At 30.9% G+C, this 15,054-nt stretch carries 17 protein-coding genes; 1 reads left to right on the forward strand and 16 read right to left on the reverse strand.

Going from position 1 to position 15,054, the window contains the following annotated elements; all coding sequences use genetic code 11:
* Positions 1–156: 156 nt before the first annotated feature.
* The 10 genes from ACK2WN_RS05890 to ACK2WN_RS05935 form a co-directional block, all read right to left on the reverse strand.
* Complete coding sequence (locus ACK2WN_RS05890; protein WP_416155068.1) at positions 157–933, reverse strand: ABC transporter permease; 777 nt, start codon at positions 931–933, stop codon at positions 157–159.
* Position 934: 1 nt separating this feature from the next.
* Entirely contained in the window at positions 935–1,735 is an 801-nt protein-coding gene (locus tag ACK2WN_RS05895) for an ABC transporter permease (RefSeq protein ID WP_416155069.1), read from the reverse strand.
* Entirely contained in the window at positions 1,719–2,639 is a 921-nt protein-coding gene (locus ACK2WN_RS05900) for an ABC transporter ATP-binding protein (RefSeq protein ID WP_416155070.1), read from the reverse strand. Before ACK2WN_RS05900 ends, ACK2WN_RS05895 begins: the two co-directional genes overlap by 17 nt.
* A gap of 78 nt (positions 2,640–2,717) precedes the next feature.
* Positions 2,718–3,689 (reverse strand): sensor histidine kinase, encoded by a 972-nt coding sequence (locus tag ACK2WN_RS05905; protein WP_416155071.1) that lies wholly within the window; start codon positions 3,687–3,689, stop codon positions 2,718–2,720.
* Positions 3,690–3,691: 2 nt separating this feature from the next.
* Positions 3,692–4,396: a response regulator transcription factor gene (locus ACK2WN_RS05910; RefSeq protein ID WP_416155072.1), complete on the reverse strand. Its 705-nt coding sequence runs from the start codon at positions 4,394–4,396 to the stop codon at positions 3,692–3,694.
* Between the two features lie 118 nt (positions 4,397–4,514).
* Positions 4,515–4,670, reverse strand: coding sequence for a DUF2992 family protein (locus ACK2WN_RS05915; protein ID WP_416155083.1), 156 nt, complete (start codon positions 4,668–4,670; stop codon positions 4,515–4,517).
* Complete coding sequence (locus ACK2WN_RS05920; protein ID WP_416155073.1) at positions 4,666–5,175, reverse strand: VanZ family protein; 510 nt, start codon at positions 5,173–5,175, stop codon at positions 4,666–4,668. The genes ACK2WN_RS05915 and ACK2WN_RS05920 overlap by 5 nt, the downstream gene beginning before the upstream one ends.
* A 284-nt stretch (positions 5,176–5,459) precedes the next feature.
* Entirely contained in the window at positions 5,460–6,080 is a 621-nt protein-coding gene (locus ACK2WN_RS05925; RefSeq protein WP_416155074.1) for a VanZ family protein, read from the reverse strand.
* Positions 6,081–6,872 (reverse strand): hypothetical protein, encoded by a 792-nt coding sequence (locus ACK2WN_RS05930; protein WP_416155075.1) that lies wholly within the window; start codon positions 6,870–6,872, stop codon positions 6,081–6,083.
* Positions 6,859–7,440 (reverse strand): RNA polymerase sigma factor, encoded by a 582-nt coding sequence (locus ACK2WN_RS05935; protein ID WP_416155076.1) that lies wholly within the window; start codon positions 7,438–7,440, stop codon positions 6,859–6,861. The genes ACK2WN_RS05930 and ACK2WN_RS05935 overlap by 14 nt, the downstream gene beginning before the upstream one ends.
* Before the next feature lie 431 nt (positions 7,441–7,871).
* Here ACK2WN_RS05935 and ACK2WN_RS05940 point away from each other — a divergent pair, with 431 nt between their 5' ends.
* Positions 7,872–9,524 (forward strand): SulP family inorganic anion transporter, encoded by a 1,653-nt coding sequence (locus ACK2WN_RS05940; protein ID WP_416155077.1) that lies wholly within the window; start codon positions 7,872–7,874, stop codon positions 9,522–9,524.
* A 212-nt stretch (positions 9,525–9,736) separates the two neighbouring features.
* Here ACK2WN_RS05940 and ACK2WN_RS05945 read toward each other — a convergent pair whose 3' ends face one another.
* From ACK2WN_RS05945 to ACK2WN_RS05970, 6 genes are all read right to left on the reverse strand, one after another.
* Positions 9,737–10,567, reverse strand: a complete 831-nt coding sequence (locus tag ACK2WN_RS05945; RefSeq protein WP_416155078.1) for an aldo/keto reductase — start codon at positions 10,565–10,567, stop codon at positions 9,737–9,739.
* 12 nt (positions 10,568–10,579) lie between these two features.
* Positions 10,580–10,807: a DUF4318 domain-containing protein gene (locus ACK2WN_RS05950; protein WP_416155079.1), complete on the reverse strand. Its 228-nt coding sequence runs from the start codon at positions 10,805–10,807 to the stop codon at positions 10,580–10,582.
* Between the two features lie 282 nt (positions 10,808–11,089).
* On the reverse strand, positions 11,090–12,070 hold the full coding sequence (locus ACK2WN_RS05955) for an ABC transporter ATP-binding protein (RefSeq protein ID WP_416155080.1): 981 nt from the start codon (positions 12,068–12,070) through the stop codon (positions 11,090–11,092).
* Positions 12,060–13,058, reverse strand: coding sequence for an ABC transporter ATP-binding protein (locus tag ACK2WN_RS05960; protein WP_300531210.1), 999 nt, complete (start codon positions 13,056–13,058; stop codon positions 12,060–12,062). Before ACK2WN_RS05960 ends, ACK2WN_RS05955 begins: the two co-directional genes overlap by 11 nt.
* 3 nt (positions 13,059–13,061) lie before the next feature.
* Complete coding sequence (locus tag ACK2WN_RS05965) at positions 13,062–13,913, reverse strand: ABC transporter permease (RefSeq protein ID WP_270839530.1); 852 nt, start codon at positions 13,911–13,913, stop codon at positions 13,062–13,064.
* 42 nt (positions 13,914–13,955) lie between these two features.
* Positions 13,956–14,906, reverse strand: a complete 951-nt coding sequence (locus ACK2WN_RS05970) for an ABC transporter permease (protein WP_416155081.1) — start codon at positions 14,904–14,906, stop codon at positions 13,956–13,958.
* Between the last annotated feature and the right edge of the window lie 148 nt (positions 14,907–15,054).

Genomic DNA, 15,054 nt, shown 5'->3' on the forward strand with positions numbered 1-15,054 from the left:
GCTTGCAGAATTGTCGATGCGACCTACTTGTATTTAAGTCTTAAAAAGACCTGCTTGCAAAATTCTTGCTAACAGCCATTAATATTATATTAATTTTAAATTTTACTCTTTTGAGAATGGCAGATGAAAATAAAATATTTAAAACAATAATAAATTCTACCATCCTTTTTTTGTTTTAGTTTTTTTCTTTTTTTCTTTTGAGTTGTCCATATTTATGTTTGATTTTGTTGTTATTAGTATAGATAGTAGTATCATTAAGGTGATTGATGTTATGTTTAGTCCTATGTTCCAATTTACACTTATGTCATAATTTCTATATCCTATTAATCCTAATGTTGCAGTTATTGGATATATGTTTGCTAGAGCCATTTTTGATGATGCTAGTAATCCAGAATATCCATATACAAATGCTGCTATTGCACCGATTAAGTATCCTTTTTGCTTTCTCCAAGATAGTACTATTATCGGCATTGTTGCAATATAAAGGAATAAACTGTTTGCAGTTATGCTAAACAACGCTTCTATAGCATATCTCATTGTAAATCCTGGAAAATTCATTATTTTCTCTCCTATTATTGTAAAAACAAAACAGCAGAATCCAAATAGAATTGAAACAACTCCACACACAATCAACTTACAAAATACAAGTTTCTTATATGAAATAGGAACAGTAAGTATATTTTTCATCGTATCATTGTCATATTCTCTATTCATGATATATCCTGAAATTAACGTAATACAAACTGGAAATATCAATGTCATATTATTTTTAATCACTTGCTCGTACAAATATCTAAAATCCCAAAATGATCCATCATTTGCAGTAGAAGTAAATATAGTAAGTACTACAGATAAAAGCATCATAAAAACTCCAGATAATAGTATGTGGTATCTTTTTAATTTTAAAAATTCTGTTTTTATTATAGTAATCATATTATTCACTTCTCTTTCTGTATATGTAATCAATTAAGAATATTGAAATTATACCTATTGCTCCTAATATAGCAATTGTTTCTAAAGTACTTGGTAATAAATTAAGCTTTTGAAACTCTGATAAGTCTAATACCACTCCTCTTTCAAGCAGCTCTTTTGACGACCAGAACATAGAAAGTGGAATTGGTAAAATCCATAATACAAACTTAGGTAAAACATCGTACATCGCTGTTATCAATGTATTCAAGCTAGTCCAAAATACACATAGTAAAATTGAAAATATGTATGTTTTACTAAAATATACGACGACAACTACTAAAGGTAAAATACCTATCCCCATAAGTATGCCCATTTCCGCAGAGATTAATAACTTATATCCAAAATCATTTAATTCAAAAAAGATTAATCCGCAAATTCCTGATGCTATACATGATAGTAAACAGAATATAATCGAACAAATAAGCATTAAAATAATCTTGGAAATTACTAATTGTGTTGATGTTATAGGTATTGCTTTTAGATTTTTAAAAGTGTCGTTATCTCTTTCTTCAAAGAAAATTATAGCTGCAAGTATTCCTAACATACAAGGAAGTAAAAACTGCATTCCGTACACTATAACCATATCAAACAAAGAATCAAATGCGTCCTTTTGGCTCAAATACTCTCCTGAAATAAACTGTCCCTTTACGATAAAAGTGAGTGCTATTGGGAAAAGTAAAGAAAATATTACTCCAATAGGGATAAATTTTTTCCTCTTCAATTTTAAAAATTCACATTTAACTAGTTTAAGCAATTCCAGCACCCCCAGTTATTCTCTTGAAATAATCTTCAAGTGTGTCTTCTTTCATCCGTATTTCTTCTACAGCAATCCCTTCCTTCACAAGCTCTCTAACCAACTCTGGAATAACTAAATCTAAATCATATATTTTTATTCCGTTCTTTTCAACAGAATAATTTTTAATATTAAAACATGCTTCTAAAACTTTAACCGCTTTTGAATCATTAGGTGTAACTAATTTGATGTATTTTTTATTTCTATTTTCTAGTTCTTCTAAGCTTTCCTCTTCCAATAAAACTCCATTATCTATAATTCCAATATCATCCGCAATAAGCTCTATTTCAGATAAAATATGGCTAGAAATTAGAATTGTTTTGCCTTTTTCAGTACATAATTTTCTTATAAAAGTTCTAACTTCTGCTATTCCTATAGGATCAAGTCCGTTTATGGGTTCATCTAATATTAAAATCTCAGGATCATGCATAACAGCAAGCGCTATTGCAAGTCTTTGCTTCATACCCATAGAATATTGCGAGAATAACTTTTTATCATTGTACTTTAGTCCAACTAACTCTAGTGATTCTTTTATAGCATTTCTTTTAGGAATACCTCTAAGCTGAGCAAATATTTTTAAGTTTTCTGTACCAGTTAAGTTCGGATAAAATCCAGGAGATTCTATTAAGCAGCCTATTCTTGGTAGAATTTCCTTGTTGTATTTTTTCATACTTTTTCCAAATATTATTACTTCTCCAGCTGATGAATCTATCAGATTTAAAATCATCTTCATTGTTGTAGTCTTACCTGCTCCATTTCTACCTAAAAGTCCGTATATTCTTCCCTTTTTTATATGTAGGTTTAAATCAGAAACACTTCTTTTTCCATTGTATTCTTTAGTTAACCCTTTTGTTTCTATTACATATTCACTCATATATAATCGCCTCTCTTTCTTTAATTAAATTGTAATACTTAAACCTAACATATACATTGCACCAACCTTGCATAAACCTTATATTTCAAAGGTGATTTCAAATTCTGTTCCTTCTCCAACTTCGCTTTTTACGTTTATACAACCGTTCATTTTTTCTACAAGTTCTTTAGTAATATAAAGCCCTAATCCGCTTCCGACCTTGTTTCTAGCCTTGTCGCATTTGTAAAGTCTATCAAAAATATGCTCCAAGTCATCCGGCTCTATCCCTACTCCAAAATCTTTTATAGTTATAAATATTTTTCTATTACTTTCTTTTATTGAAATTTGAATTTTTTTAGTCTTGCTGTGCTCAACTGCATTTTGGATTATATTATTTATAACCCTTGCATAAGCATTTTGATCTAAGTTGCATATTATCTCTTTTTCTTCTATTTCTATATCAAAATCTATATCCTTTTCTTCAAATATTACAATCCAGCTTTTTATAATATTTCTACTAAGCTCAGTAATTTCAGTATCCTTTAAATCTAAGTAGAATTCATTGGAATTTAATTTAAACCAATCAAATACATTATCCAAATATTCTTTAAGAGAGTAAGATTTTTCTCTTACAATATCTATATAATTCTCTATAATTTTATTATTTTCTAAGGTATTATGATTTTCAATTACACTTTGTAAATCGTATTTGTAGTTTAATCCATACTTTAATAATTCTTTTTTTATTGCATCTGTATATCCAATTATAGATGTTAGAGGAGTTCTTATATCGTGAGAAAGGCTAGTCAATAGCTGATTATTCGCATTTTCCTTTTTTCTAAATTCTGTTAACTTTTCCTCGTATAAATATACAATCTCGTTTATTTTATATATTATTCCAGAAAAATTATCATTGTCTTTTGATAATATCTTCCTATTTCCATTGCCTTTTTTTATATCATCTAATACCTCAATAGATTCAGATATCTTTTTATTTATAGATATTACCTTGCTGCACAAAACTATATTTAAAAGTAAAGAGATTGCCAGTAAGAAATATAAAACTTGCATATTTATACCCCCTTATTAAATCTATATCCTATGCCCTTCACAGTTTGAATGTATTTAGGATTTGAAGAATCTTCTTCTATTTTCTTTCTTATCCTGCTTATTACGGACATTATATTATTGTCGTCAAATGCATAACTTTCATTCCATACAGCTTCATATATCTGTTTTTTAGTGAGTATTCGCCCTTGATTAATTGCACAAAAGTATAAAATATCAAATTCCTTTGGCAACAATTCAATCATCCCTTTATCAGTTTTTACAGAGTATTCATCAGGTAAAATTTCTAATCCTTCAAAATACAAACTTTCTCTATAATTTTCTGTGTTTTTGCTCTGTTTGTTATTCATATTGTATCTTCTAATCAATGAATCAACTCTAGCCAGAAATTCCTCTGTATTAAAAGGTTTTGTTATATAGTCATCTGCTCCAAGTCGAAGTCCTTTGACTTTGCTCGATGTGTCATCCTTTGCAGTTAGCATAAGTACAGGAATATCGCTGCTTTCCCTAACTATTTCAAGTGTTCTAAATCCGTCTAATCCCGGCATCATAACATCTAGAATCAGCATAATATATTCGTCTTTTTCAAGTTCGTTTATCGCTTCTATTCCGCTAAAGCATATTTTAGAATCTATGTTTTCACTTTTTAGTGTTATTTGTATTAGTTTGCATAATTCTTTATCGTCGTCTGCTATTAATATTTTTTTCATAATAATACCACCTTAATTTTTTCTATATTTAATAATATGATAACATAGTAATCTTGCACTAACCTTATAAAATAAAAAAGCTAGTCAACTCTGTACAAAGTTAACTAGCTTCTTCAAATTAATGACCTTTATGTTTTTCTTTCTTTTTCAATATGTGGATTTCTCTTTTTCTTTCTCTTTCAGCTTCTACTCTTTCCTTGCGAGCAATTTTCTTTTCCTTCTTAATCTGTTCATGCTGCAATTTAAGAGCTTGTTGAGCTTTTTTTATCTTAATTTAAGAATATTAAAGCTCCTATCATAATCACTATCAGCACCACACACATGATAGAGAAAATATTTACAACCTTGTATGCCTTATCTCCAAGAACTTTTCTCCGCAGTTTGAAGATCAATATCCCTACAATCCCACCTAAAGTGTTATTTATCAAATCAGTTACATCACATGCACCAACTGCAAAAATATACTGTGTTATTTCATAGAACAAGCTTATTCCAAAAGGTACAGCTGCCATTTTTATAAATTTTAGGTTATCTGCAAGCATTGCTGTAAACACACCAATAGGAATAAATACTATTGCATTATTTATAATTTCACTAAATGAAATCCTTCCATTTACTATCGCTGATTCCTTAAAAGGAATGAAATTTATACTTCTTTCTGCCACTAAGTTGCTCATAGAAAGCTCCATCTTAAACACGATAATCCATGTAAGTAGCAAGAAATATACAATAAATAGAATAGACGTTACTCTTTTATGTCTTAATAATTTTTCGTCCATAATATCAACTCCATTTTTTAATATTCATATTTCAAAGTCTACATTTTAAAAGTGTACTAGCCGTATCATACACCTTTTTATAAGTGTATTATAAAACTAGTACACTTTATGTGTCAATACAAAAATAGTTCGAAGTAGCATCATCACATATCCATATAAAAAATAATTCAAAATAGCATATGAAAAAATCTTATCAAATGCCATTTTGAATTATTAAATAAATAAAAAGCAGTAGTTTCTAACTAAAGATCCTATTATAGCATAAGAAACAATAGATAAAACAGTTAAATCAACAAACTCTGAGCACTGTAAAATACAGACTTGTACTGACTTCCCATTCTAAGTATATTTCTAAAACTATTCTTATCTTCTTTATTCTTAAATATCTTCACAAATAAAAGATAATAAATTCCAAATCCAATCACAGTTCCAAGTGTATTCATCATTAAATCGTCTAAATCAGTTGCTCTAAAGTTAAACATCTGCGTAATTTCTATAAATAATGAGAATAAAAATCCTGCTTCTGCAGTTTTCTTAAAAGATTCAAATTCCTTCCACATAATTGGAAGCATAAAACCAAAAGGTACAAACATTATTATATTCAACACATTTGTACTAACCCCATTAACAGCAAATGGTATAAAGTTGAAGTTTAAATAATTTATTCCAAATCCAAAATCTATTACAGACGGTATCCCAGCAGCTGAAACCATACCAGTTATTAAAAACGTGTACACAACGCAAGCAAGGAAATGGAGATTAGAATCTCCATTCCCTTCATAAACCTTGCCTGTAGAGTACAATTTCATATCATATATCTTCATTTTATATCGAGATAAAACGAATAAAACTATTGGTAATACTGGTATGTAGTGTAGTATCGCTTCTCTAAGCTCTGATAGCATTTATATTAATTCCTCTGCCATGTCTATTAATGTCTGTTCTGGCATTCCTTCATCAGATAATGAAGATATTGAATATCTAACACCGTCTTTTTCCCAAGCTACTGTAACTGACTTTTTATCTTCAATCTTATCGCTTCCGTAAGATATAGTCATCTTACCTTCTTTTTCTAACTGTTTTTCTTCTGCTGTTTTTTCATGGTCTGCTGGAACAAATCTCATATTTAAACTTGAAACGAATAATTTTGTTCTATTAACGTCGACTGTTCTATATCCATCCTGTTCTTCTAAAGCTATTTCTGATGGCATTTTCTTATGAGCATCCACAAATACTTCTGGCTCTCCAGCTTTTTTATAAACTAGGTTCATAGCTTTAGTCTTATCTAATGCATCTCCATTTGATCCAGTTGTATTTAAATCTTCAATAACTGCTCCGTCAAATTTATATCCATTTGCAAATTCATCTACAAAAGCTCTTCTAACTCCTGTTTCTTTTTCCATCTGTTCTATTGTAGGTACTTCTTTGTATTTATACACATTTGATGAGCTTCCAAAATATCCAACTGCCTTTCCACCTGCATATACTCCTACAGTTGTTATCATTAACGCACAGGCTACTGATGCGACTTTTAACATTTTTCTATTTCTCTTCATAGTAACCACCTTTTCCTTTCTACTCTGTTCAAATTCTATCTGTGATTTTATTTTTTCGAACATATCATCTGAAGGCTGAACATCTTCAGACATATCTACCATTGCTTTTCTTATCTTTAAATCTACATTATCCTTTTTCATAGTTCACACCTCCAAAATAATTAAGTGACTCAATCTTCCCCTTTAAAAGCCTTCTAGCTTTGAAAAGTCTCGATTTAACAGTTCCTTCAAAGATATCCAACATATTAGCGATTTCTTTTACGCTAAATCCATTGAAATAATATAGTACAACCACAGCTCTATACTTCTCATCGAGATTATTTACAGCACTTCTGACAATTTCAACAGTTTCTGATTCCAGACACTTTGTAATATTGTCGCTTTCGTGATTTTGTTCCCGTTCTGCCTTTGCAAATATTTCATCAATTGGAACATTCTTTTTATCTAATTTGGAAAGTTTCCATGCCATTCTTGTAAGTATTTTGTAAAACCAAATTTTAAAATAATCCGGATTTTTAAGGCTGCCTATGTTTAGATAACATTGGACAAATGTTTCTTGAACAATGTCCTCACTTGTAGCTTTGTTGCCACATATTAGATAAGCAGTTCTCATTGCGGTACCTTTGTATTTGTTAAAGAGCTCTTCAAATGCTTCAAAATCACCATTGGCAACTTTTTCAACAAGTTCTCTATCTTCCAAGCTTAACACCTCCTTTATCGATGCATCTGTATATAAGAGCATGGTCGTTTATAATTGGTTCACAGATTTTATAAATTTTTTTAAAATTTTTGTGGTTACTACAAATTAGTATATTATCTAATAGTTTTTTTAGCAATAAAAAAGCTGAGAGTTTGTGTAACTTCACTATTTTTTATTATTTTACTGCTATTTTTCTTCAGGATAAGTTTACATTTAACTAAAAGTGAATAATCGAAAATAAAGTTTGCATTTTAACAATCATTTTTTCTAAAAATTTATAAAATAAATATTGAAATATAGCCATTTAATTTGAAGTTAAAATGAATATAAATTATAAAATGAATTTAATATATATAAAAAAGTCAAAATCATTGAATATACTTGTTAAAATGGTAAACTATTAATGTGATAATTAAAAATATATTTGGGAGGAACTATTTATGAGAACTTTAAGACCAGAATTGGTCCACTCGATGAAGGGTTACTCAGCAAAGTCATTTACTAAAGACTTAACCGCTGGGATTATAGTAGCAATCATTGCTCTACCTTTATCGATAGCACTTGCACTTGCGTCGGGTGTAAGACCTGAACAGGGGATTTATACGGCGGTAATAGCGGGATTTTTAATTTCTGCACTAGGTGGTAGTAAAGTCCAGATAGCAGGACCTACTGCAGCATTTGCATCAATAGTAGCAGGGATAGTTGCCACAGACGGAATGGACGGACTAGTAGTAGCGACAATACTTGCAGGGATATTCCTTATACTTATGGGAATATTTAAAATGGGAAATCTTATCAAATTCATACCTTATACAATCACTACAGGATTCACTTCAGGAATAGCTGTAACTATATTTATCGGACAAGTAAAAGACTTTTTAGGTCTTACATTCGAAAATTCACCAATAGAAACAATTGAAAAAGTAGCTGAAATTTTTAGAAGCATATCTACAATAAACACTACTGCTCTTTTAGTAGGGGTTACTTCACTAGCAATACTTATTGTATGGCCTTATATATCTAAAAAAATACCAGGATCACTTATAGCAGTTTTAGTAAGTGCTGCATTAGTAAAAGTAATGGATTTAAATGTTAATACAATCGGTGATTTATACACAATTTCATCATCACTACCTCATTTTACAATGCCTACAGTTACATATGATACAGTTAGAAACGTATTACCAGATGCGTTCACAATAGCAGTACTTGCTGCAATAGAATCACTTTTATCTTGTGTTGTTGCAGACGGTATGATTGGTAGTAGACACAACTCTAATATGGAACTTGTTGCACAGGGAATCGGAAATACAGCATCTGCTTTATTTGGTGGGATACCTGCAACAGGAGCAATAGCAAGAACTGCAGCAAATATCAAAAATGGAGGACGTTCTCCAATAGCTGGTATGGTTCACGCAATTGTACTTCTTATAACTCTACTATTATTAATGCCTTATGCTGCATTAATACCAATGCCTTGTATAGCAGCGATACTATTTATGGTTGCGTACAACATGAGTGAGTGGAGAGAGTTTGTAGATGTAATAAAAGAATCTCCAAAGAGCGATATAATGGTTCTTGTTGCTACATTTACATTAACAGTTGTATTTGACCTAGTTATAGCGATAGGATTTGGTTTAGTGCTTGCTTCTGTACTTTTTATGAGACGTATGGCAGACGTTACAGACGTTTATGGATGGAAATATATTGAAGAAGAGGACGAAAACTACGACGAAGATACAGATGCTGGAAACATATCACTAAGATACGTTCCAAAAGATGTACTAGTATTTGAAATAACAGGCCCTATGTTCTTCGGAGCTGCGGATAAGATAAATAATGTAATATTTGATAAAACTAAGAGGGCGATAATTCTTAGAATGAGAAGTGTTCCTGCGATGGATACGACTTCACTTAATAAATTGAGAGAACTTCATGCAAAATGTAAGAAATACAATGTTGTGCTTATATTCTCTCATGTAAATGAACAGCCACTTCAGTTTATGGAAAAATCAGGATTTATAGATGATATAGGAAGAGAAAATGTATGTCCTTCTATAGATACTGCACTAGAAAGAGCTGAGAGTATATAAATAAGATGTCATATTTTTTCTAAAAAGTAAGTAAAATCAAAAAGAGGGTTAAAATAAGCTCATCTCCAGGATTCGACGCCTTGCACTATTAAAGTAACACATTTCATAGATGCAAGGCGTCTGCAGTATTGTCGGTATTCGCTTTATTTTAACCCTCTTTTTTTAGTTTTTTACTTAGTTTTTAGAAAAAATTATGACACCTTATTTTTAAATTAAAATTTATCAGGATTTAATCCAGACCAACCTGTTTCTTCCATATTAAGTATTTTTTCAAAGTCTTCTTTTTCAAGCTCAAAGTTTATATCCATATTCTGTTTCATTCTTTCAATAGATGAAGATTTTGGTAAAGGAACTACATCCATCTGAAGTGCAAAAGCTAAGCAAATCTGTGCAACAGACTTTCCATATTTTTGAGCAAGTTTGTTTAAAAGTTCATCTTTGAATACTCTTTCTCTTCCAAGTGGACTCCAAGCTTCAACCACAATTCCATGCTCTTTATCAAAATCTACAACATCTTTTTGGATATATCCTGGATGGAACTCAATCTGGTTAACCATTGGCTCAACTTCACAATTACCTAATATATTCTGCATATGGTGATTTAAGAAGTTGCTCACACCGATGGCTTTTGCTTTTCCTTCTTTATATATCTCTTCAAACGCCTTCCATGTTTCAACATCTAGCTTTTTCCAATCTGTTTCTTCATCTGGTCTTGGCCAATGTATAAGTAGCAAGTCAACATAGTCCATATCAAGTTTTTCCAAAGATTCTTCAAAAGACTTCTTTGCTTCTTCATATCCCATTCTAGTTTTCCAAACTTTTGTAGTTACAAAGAATTCCTCTCTAGGTAAGCCTGATTTTTTTAACCCTTTTCCAAGAGCTTCTTCTGTGTTGTAAAATGCAGCTGTATCAAAATGTCTATACCCAGCTTCTATTGCGTCTAATATTATTTGAACATCATCTCCTTCATTGACCTTAAATGTTCCAAATGCTAGGTTTGGCATTTTTACTCCATTTTTTAAAACTGTGTACCCTTTTTTCATAATACCACTCCTCTATTTTTCTTTTATCTTTACAAAGTAATTTCCTCTCATAATTATTCCCTCTGGCTCTGCAACTTCATACAATACGCCGTCTATTTCAACTTCATTGTCTGATATAAATTTGTAAGTCTGGTTATTTTCTACACAGTATTTTTCAACTGCTTTTATTGTTTCAACTAAGTTCCGAGGTTTAGTTGGATCTTCTATGTCTAATATTATACTTTTCTTAAAAATTCCCATAATATTACCTTCTTTCTTATTAATATCTTATTATTAACAATTATTTATTTTCTTATTTTTATTATACTATCTTTTTAAGCCTAATCAATATATTTAAAGTAAGTGGTATTATTTTTACATTTAACTGGTTTGTAAATATTTTTATAATAGCATTTTAAAATCTTTTTATAATAGTATTTCATAAAATATAAAAAAGCATCCAGTTAAACTATATGTTTTCTACATACAAAAAGAACTGTTACAACACTGCAACAGTTCCTAATACTATATATCCTAAATTTTTTATATTAATTCTTCATATTTAAAACATGCACAAACATGTCCTTTTTTAACTTCTCTTAGTTCTGGTTTTTCGTTTTTACATCTCTCATCTGCATAAGGACATCTAGTAGAGAAGCAACATCCTTTTGGAATATTCATTGGTCCTGGCTGCTCCCCTCTCATAATATCTTTATGTTCATGTTCTACATCATCTGCAGTCGGAATTGATGCTATAAGACCCTTAGTGTATGGATGAACAGGATTTCTAAATACATCCTCACTATCTCCTATTTCAACCATATTCCCTAAATACATAACACCTATTCTATCGCTTATATAATAAACCATAGATAAATCGTGTGATGTAAATAAATAAGTAAGCTCAAATTCTTTCTGTAAATCTTTAAGCATATTTATAACCTGAGCCTGAACAGATACATCTAGTGCAGAAACAGGTTCATCACAGAATATAAATTCTGGGTCAGAAATTACAGCTCTAGCTATCCCTATTCTCTGTCTCTGACCGCCACTGAATTCATAAGGGAATTTTTCCATATCCTCTTCATTCATTCTAACTATTGATAAAATGTTTTTTATCTTAGTTTCTATCTCGTCTTTTCCAAGTCCCATAAGCTTTAATGGTTCTTCTATAAGCTGTTTAACAGTCCAGCTTGGGTTTAGAGATGAGTATGGATCCTGGAAAATTATCTGTATTTTATTTCTGTACTTATCCCATTCTTTTTCACTTACAGTAGTTATATCTGTACCATTATATATTATATTACCATCGCTTACATCCTGCATTTTTAACAAGCATCTACCAAGAGTTGACTTACCACAACCAGACTCACCAACAAGTCCAAATGTTTCACCTTTATATATATCAAAAGATACGTTATTTACAGCATTTACAACCCCTATAGTTTTTCCAAAGAAGTTTTTGATATGGAAAGATTTTTTTAGATTCTTTATTTCTAAAAGAACTTCTTTACTATTTTCCATTTTCATCAACTCCTTCCTCAAATTTACCAGCTAAGAAACAAGCTGCTTTTTGTGTTTTTGAGAACTCAGTATGTTTAGGTAGCTCATTTTCACATTTTTCCATTTTGTACTTACATCTATCAGCAAATGGACATCCTTTTGGCATTTTTGATAATGACGGCGGTGTTCCTTCAATAGTTGTAAGTCTTGTATGTCTACTTTTATTTATATCTGGTATTGATTCTAATAATGATTTTGTATATGGATGTTTTGGCGAATTAAAGATTTCCTCCGTTGTTCCTTCTTCAACAATTATACCACCATACATTACAGCGACCTTTGTACATGTAGATGCCATTACACCCATATCGTGACTGATTAAAATTATAGACATATTTCTATCTTTATTTATTTCTTTTAATAATTCAAGTATCTGGGCCTGAATTGTTACATCAAGTGCAGTTGTAGGCTCATCTGCTATTAAAAGAGATGGCTCACAACAAAGAGCCATAGCTATTAAAACCCTCTGTCTCATACCTCCACTGAATTCATGTGGATACCGTTTCATTCTCATTTCAGGATTTGTAATTCCAACTTTTTTTAGCATATCAAGGGCTATATCATAAGCTTCTTCTTTGCTACAATTTCTATGTCTCATAACAACTTCTGTTAAGTGTTTTCCAATTCTTTTAAGAGGATTTAAAGATGTCATTGGATCTTGGAAAATCATCGCCATCTCTTTTCCTCTATATTTTCTAAGTTCATCTTCTGTTTTTAAAAGGATATTCTCACCTTTATAATTTATTTCATCAGCTGTTATTTCGGCAGTTGATGGAAGTATCCTCATTACACTTTTCATACATACACTTTTCCCACTTCCAGACTCTCCAACTATTCCCAAAATTTCTCCCTGTGAAATACTTATATCAATTCCTCTTATAGCCTTTACATCGCCCTTAGGAGTGTGGAAAACTGTTTGTAGATTTTTTACATTTAATACATCGCTCATAAATTATTCCTCCTCCTGAGATATTTTTGGCTCTACATATATTCTTAATAAGTCTCCTAATTTATTGAAAGAACAAATTGTAAGTACTATTAATATACCTGGGATAAAAGCCATATAAGGTGCTTTTGCTAAATTAGTCTGTGCTGTTTGAAGTAAGCTTCCCCAGCTTGCCATAGGTGCCTGAATTCCTATCCCCAAGAAACTCATCGCACTTTCTACCATTATTGCATTTGCTATTGCTGATGTTGCAGATGTTATTATAAGTGGGTATATTGATGGAAGTATGTGTTTAGTCATTATAGTCCATTTTGGTACACCAATTAATTCTGCATACTGGACATATTCTCTATTTTTAGCACTCATAGTTTCTGAGCGTACTAGTCTTGCAATCTCCATCCAGCTGAATAAACCAATTACAATTATTATAGAAAAAAGTCCTTTTTTGAATATTAAACTGACTACTGTAACCATTATTATCCAAGGAACAGAGCAGAATACATCTACTGTTCTCATTATTATACTATCTACTATACCACCAAAATATCCTGAAATTATTCCTAATGTTACACCTATAGCAACAGATGTAGCCATAGCTAAAACACCTACTATTAGAGAAATTTTTGCTCCATTAAGAACCCTTATAAAATAATCTCTTCCTAACTCATCCGTTCCAAAAAGGTGTTCCATAGAAGGTTTCTGTAACATATTCCCTATATCTATAGCATTTGGATCTATTGGAAGTAAAGCGACAACCACACTAGAAACTATTACTAATACTAAAAATAATAGTGAAAGCTGAGTAGCTCTATCAGTACAGAATATTCTTTTTACATTTTCAAATCTTCTGTTGTTCATTTATCTATATAATACGGATTTTTCCGTCTCCTTTCTGAAATACTATTTTTCTATTCTTATTCTTGGATCTATTAACGCACAAAGTACATCTGATAATAAGTTTCCTAATATTACCAATGATCCAGAAAGAACTAAAATGCTCATAACTATTGGATAATCAAGAGAGCTTATTGCTTTTACAAAGTAAACTCCTATTCCTGGCCATGAGAATACTGTTTCTGTTATAACCGCTCCTGTAACAAGCATAGGTAAAGACATACCAAGCTTTGTAACCATCGGAAGTAGTACATTCCACATTACATGCTTAAACAGAATTTCCTTTTTACTAGCTCCAAATGCCTTCTGTACTAACACATAATCCTCTCCAAGCTGTGTTATTGCTGAACTTCTTACATATCTTATTAAATCTGGTAAAAATCCTATAACAAGTACACAGTACGGCATTATAAAGTGAAGCATAAAATCTCCAAATGAGTCATCACCTATTTTATACATTCCCATTATTGGAAGTAAGTCTAATTTACATCCAAAGAGGTAAATAGCAAGCAATGCAAGCCAAAATGTAGGTACTGCAAGTCCTGCCGATGCTGCTGTATTTATCACTCTATCAATCTTTTGATTTTTATGATAGGCTGCAAATAGGCCTATTATTATAGCTAGAATAAAAGCCGTCATATACGATGGCAACACTAGTTTTATAGTATTTGGTATTTTTTCTTTTAAATCATCTTCTATTTTTGTATGCTTTACTAAAGAATATCCTAATTCACCTTTACATATATTTTGCACCCATCTTATATACTGAACAGGTACAGGATCGTTTAATCCATATTCTTCTCTCTTTGACCGTATCTCTTCTCTTGTCATTTTAGGAGTAGTAATTGCATCCACAGCATCGTATGGAGCAAGGTTTATAAGAGTAAAGCATATTGCCGTAATAGCTATTAACAACGGTATAGCTTGGGCTATTCTTTTTATTATATACTTAAACACGTTTTCTCCTTTCAAAAAAAGAGGAGACTTTTCAGCCCAATGTCATTAAGTTAGCATTGTTAATGAGGTTATCTAAAAGAAAAATAGCAGGAAAGATTTTTGCTTTCCTGCTATTTTTATATTTTAAACACACAAATAAGACAGATAA

Source organism: Peptacetobacter sp. AB800 (assembly GCF_047807365.1).
Lineage (GTDB): Bacteria > Bacillota > Clostridia > Peptostreptococcales > Peptostreptococcaceae > Peptacetobacter.

Excerpts from the sequence above, each read along its gene's own strand:
- ACK2WN_RS05890 (WP_416155068.1), bottom strand. The coding sequence starts at position 933 with ATGATTACTATAATAAAAACAGAATTTTTAAAATTAAAAAGATACCAC.
- ACK2WN_RS05900 (WP_416155070.1), bottom strand. The coding sequence starts at position 2,639 with ATGAGTGAATATGTAATAGAAACAAAAGGGTTAACTAAAGAATACAAT.
- ACK2WN_RS05905 (WP_416155071.1), bottom strand. The coding sequence starts at position 3,689 with ATGCAAGTTTTATATTTCTTACTGGCAATCTCTTTACTTTTAAATATA.
- ACK2WN_RS05910 (WP_416155072.1), bottom strand. The coding sequence starts at position 4,396 with ATGAAAAAAATATTAATAGCAGACGACGATAAAGAATTATGCAAACTA.
- ACK2WN_RS05920 (WP_416155073.1), bottom strand. The coding sequence starts at position 5,175 with ATGGACGAAAAATTATTAAGACATAAAAGAGTAACGTCTATTCTATTT.
- ACK2WN_RS05925 (WP_416155074.1), bottom strand. The coding sequence starts at position 6,080 with ATGCTATCAGAGCTTAGAGAAGCGATACTACACTACATACCAGTATTA.
- ACK2WN_RS05930 (WP_416155075.1), bottom strand. The coding sequence starts at position 6,872 with ATGAAAAAGGATAATGTAGATTTAAAGATAAGAAAAGCAATGGTAGAT.
- ACK2WN_RS05940 (WP_416155077.1), top strand. The coding sequence starts at position 7,872 with ATGAGAACTTTAAGACCAGAATTGGTCCACTCGATGAAGGGTTACTCA.
- ACK2WN_RS05945 (WP_416155078.1), bottom strand. The coding sequence starts at position 10,567 with ATGAAAAAAGGGTACACAGTTTTAAAAAATGGAGTAAAAATGCCAAAC.
- ACK2WN_RS05950 (WP_416155079.1), bottom strand. The coding sequence starts at position 10,807 with ATGGGAATTTTTAAGAAAAGTATAATATTAGACATAGAAGATCCAACT.
- ACK2WN_RS05955 (WP_416155080.1), bottom strand. The coding sequence starts at position 12,070 with ATGGAAAATAGTAAAGAAGTTCTTTTAGAAATAAAGAATCTAAAAAAA.
- ACK2WN_RS05960 (WP_300531210.1), bottom strand. The coding sequence starts at position 13,058 with ATGAGCGATGTATTAAATGTAAAAAATCTACAAACAGTTTTCCACACT.
- ACK2WN_RS05965 (WP_270839530.1), bottom strand. The coding sequence starts at position 13,913 with ATGAACAACAGAAGATTTGAAAATGTAAAAAGAATATTCTGTACTGAT.